Source organism: Mesorhizobium sp. M5C.F.Ca.IN.020.29.1.1, from assembly GCF_003997375.1.
GTDB classification, from domain to species: Bacteria; Pseudomonadota; Alphaproteobacteria; order Rhizobiales; family Rhizobiaceae; genus Mesorhizobium; species Mesorhizobium wenxiniae.
In genome coordinates, this window is record NZ_RZSW01000630.1 from 1 (window position 1) to 3,104 (window position 3,104).

At 61.3% G+C, this 3,104-nt stretch carries 3 protein-coding genes and 1 pseudogene; 1 reads left to right on the forward strand and 3 read right to left on the reverse strand.

Annotated features, from left to right (window positions below):
* Positions 1-35: 35 nt before the first annotated feature.
* From EOA85_RS31135 to EOA85_RS31145, 3 genes are read right to left on the reverse strand one after another with little or no spacing between them, the layout of a single operon-like run.
* On the reverse strand, positions 36-887 hold the full coding sequence (locus EOA85_RS31135) for an ABC transporter permease (RefSeq protein WP_127212290.1): 852 nt from the start codon (positions 885-887) through the stop codon (positions 36-38).
* Complete coding sequence (locus tag EOA85_RS31140) at positions 874-1,704, reverse strand: ABC transporter ATP-binding protein (RefSeq protein ID WP_127212291.1); 831 nt, start codon at positions 1,702-1,704, stop codon at positions 874-876. The genes EOA85_RS31135 and EOA85_RS31140 overlap by 14 nt, the downstream gene beginning before the upstream one ends.
* Before the next feature lie 9 nt (positions 1,705-1,713).
* Complete coding sequence (locus EOA85_RS31145) at positions 1,714-2,718, reverse strand: ABC transporter substrate-binding protein (RefSeq protein WP_127212292.1); 1,005 nt, start codon at positions 2,716-2,718, stop codon at positions 1,714-1,716.
* A 253-nt stretch (positions 2,719-2,971) separates the two neighbouring features.
* Here EOA85_RS31145 and EOA85_RS39510 point away from each other — a divergent pair.
* Positions 2,972-3,104 (forward strand): annotated as a pseudogene (locus EOA85_RS39510) (RidA family protein); the annotation flags it as partial.

Genomic DNA, 3,104 nt, shown 5'->3' on the forward strand with positions numbered 1-3,104 from the left:
GATGGTAAGGACCAGAGGCCGGTATCTCCAACATTTCATCGCTCCTGCTTCAGCGCGCTTTCATGCCAGCGCCGCAAAATGAGATGCGAGATCAGCGACAGCACCAGGAAGATCAGAATGCCGGTGAACGAGATCAGGATCAGGGCCGCAAACAGCCGCGGGGCGTTAAGCCGGTAACCGGCCTCGATGATGCGAGAGGCAAGCCCCGACGACTGGCCGGTTGCCCCGGCGACGAACTCGGCCACCACCGCGCCGATCAGTGACAGGCCGCCGGCGATCTTCAGCCCGCCGAGAAAATACGGCATCGCTGCCGGCAGCCTGAGATAACGCAATTGCTGCCAGCGGGTCGCGCCGTTAAGCCTAAACATGTCGCGCAGATTGCGGTCGACGGAATTGAGGCCGAGCGTGGTGTTGGACAGGATCGGAAAGAAGGCGACAATCCAGGCACATAGCAGAAGCTTCGTCGTCTGGTTGTCGACGTAGATGTTGATCAATGGGAAGATCGCGACGATCGGCGTCACCTGCAGGACGATGGCAAACGGGAAGAACGACATCTCCACCCATTTCGATTGTGCGAACAGGACCGCCAACCCAACACCGCCGACGACGGCCAGAAGCAGGCTGAGGAAGGTGATCCTGAGCGTCACCAGCAGCGAGGAAAACAGCAGCCCGGCATCGTCAAAAAGCGTTTGCAGCACCACACCGGGGCGCGGCAGGATATATTTCGGGATGTCGTTCCAGACGCAGATGCGGTCCCACAGCCAGATGGCCAGAATCATGATCGCCAGCGGCAGCACCCATCGGCCGATGCGCTCGAGCCGCTCCTGGCGCACGCGACGCGCCTCCTCGGGATCGAGCCTCAGCACGTGTTCTTCAATGGCCGTCATGGTGCGGTCCGGCAGTTGAGTTGATGGCGCCGATCAGCACATCGGACGCCTGACGGCAAAGCGCGGCATAGGCGGGCGAAGTACGGAAGGCTTCATTGCGCGGATAGGGCGCATCGATGACGAGTTCTTTGAACACCCGGCCCGGTCGCGCCGCCATGACGACGACGCGGCTGGAGAGGAAAACGCTTTCGAAGACGCTGTGGGTCACGAAGACGACGGTAAAATGCTCGTCCTGCCATAGCTCCAGAAGATCGTTGTTGAGCTTGAAGCGGGTGATCTCGTCGAGCGCTGCGAACGGCTCGTCCATCAAAAGCACGCGCGGCTTGGTCACCATGGCGCGGGCGATCGAGACGCGCATCTTCATGCCGCCGGACAGCTCGCGCGGCACGGCATGCTCGAAGCCGGTCAGGTGGACCCGCGCCAGCATCTCCATCACGACAGGCGCAGCCTTGGCCCGCGACACGCCCTTCAGCCGCAGCGGCAGCCAGACATTGTCGAAGACATCGGCCCAGGGCAGCAGCGTCGGCTCCTGGAAGACGAAGCTGATATTCGAGCGGTCGACAGAGCTGCTGCCGCGCCAGTCGAGCACGCCGGAGGTCGGCGTCGCAAGACCCGCAATGAGGCGCAAGGCCGTCGACTTGCCGCAGCCGGACGGGCCAAGAAGGCTGAGAAAGTCGCCTTCCCGGATCGTCAGGTCGACATCGCTGAGCGCTGTCACGCCGTTGGAAAAGACCTTGCCGACGCCACGCAGCGCCAGCAGCATCGGACCTTTGCCCGATGCGCTTGCCGGCGCTTGCGGCACTTTCTCCTGCATCATGCCTGGGTGCTATTTCTTCAGGTCGATCCCGACGCCCTTGTTAACGAAGGCCAGCGTGTAGGACTTCTTGATGTCGACGCCGGCCGGCACGACCTTGGCCTTGACCATCTTGTCGTAGAAGCTTTCGATGCGCGCGTCAGTCATCGCACCGATGCCGAGTTTTTCCGTGTCGCCGGAATCGACGATGCCGAATTTCTTCATCTGCTCGATCGAAAACGCGATCTGCTCGTCGCTGATGTCGGGGTTATCCTTCTTGATCGCCGCGTTGGCGGCAGCGTTGTCGCCGTAGAGATAATTGTACCAACCCTTGGCCGAGCCATCGACGAAGCACTGAACCACCTCCGGCCGCTTGTCGATCGTGGCCTGCATGGTCTCGATCGTCGTCGCATAGGTATCGAAGCCGTAGTCGGCGAGCAGGAACAGATTGGGCTGGAAGCCGCCTTCCTTGGCGACGGCGAAGGGCTCCGAGGTCACGTAACCCTGCTGGATCGACTTCGGATTGGCGATGAAAGGTGCGGGGTTGAACGTATAGGGCACGCGCTTGGCCGGATCGAAGCCGAACTCCGTGATCATCCATTGGAAGAAGCTCTGTGCACCTTCGTCGCCAATAATGTACTGGTCCGCGTTCTTCAAATCCTCCCATTTGTCGAGGCCCTGACCCGGATGGCTCATGATCACCTGCGGCTCTTTCTGGAATGAGGCGGCGACCACGCGCAGCGGAATGTCCTGCTGAACGGCGTCGAAGGCCTGCAGCATGTTGCCGCCCATGTAGAAGTCGATCTTGCCGGCGAGCAACAGCGGCCGACCGCTGACCTGCGGGCCACCTTGCATGATCGTCACGTCGAGCCCGCAAGCCGCATAGGTGCCATCAGCGGCTGCCTGATAATAGCCACCGTGCTCGGCCTGGGCGAGCCAGTTGGTGCCGAAGGTGACCTTCTCGTTCGCTGCCGCACTTAGCGTGCTTGCGGCAAGCAGCACGATCGCGCCCACCGAAATCTTAAGTTTTCCGTCCATCCACACCACCCTCTGTTGGCTCCGGCGCGCCACGCACCGGGCTCGACACCATCGACTCAAGAAGCAAGACACATGCCATCACCGAGGCCGCCCGCCTGCGCAACGGTGGTGCACGAAGGCCGGACGGTCATGCTGTACCGGGGGCATCGTGCCTATTTTTTGAACGCCTGTCCACAATCGCCCTGATAGTATGCACTGCATCTTGAACGGGCCGCCAATCCGGCTTTAGGCTGACATCAGATTGGAGATTTTCATGTTCAAATTCCTGGCGCCGGAGTCGATCAAGCCGCCCTTCGCCCGCTACAGTCATGGCATCGAGGTGCCTCCCGGCAAGAGGCTGGTGCTGTGTTCGGGCCAGGTCGCCATCGCTCCGGACGATCAGATCC

Coding starts and splice junctions, on each gene's coding strand:
- EOA85_RS31135 (WP_127212290.1), bottom strand. CDS start 887: ATGACGGCCATTGAAGAACACGTGCTGAGGCTCGATCCCGAGGAGGCG.
- EOA85_RS31140 (WP_127212291.1), bottom strand. CDS start 1,704: ATGATGCAGGAGAAAGTGCCGCAAGCGCCGGCAAGCGCATCGGGCAAA.
- EOA85_RS31145 (WP_127212292.1), bottom strand. CDS start 2,718: ATGGACGGAAAACTTAAGATTTCGGTGGGCGCGATCGTGCTGCTTGCC.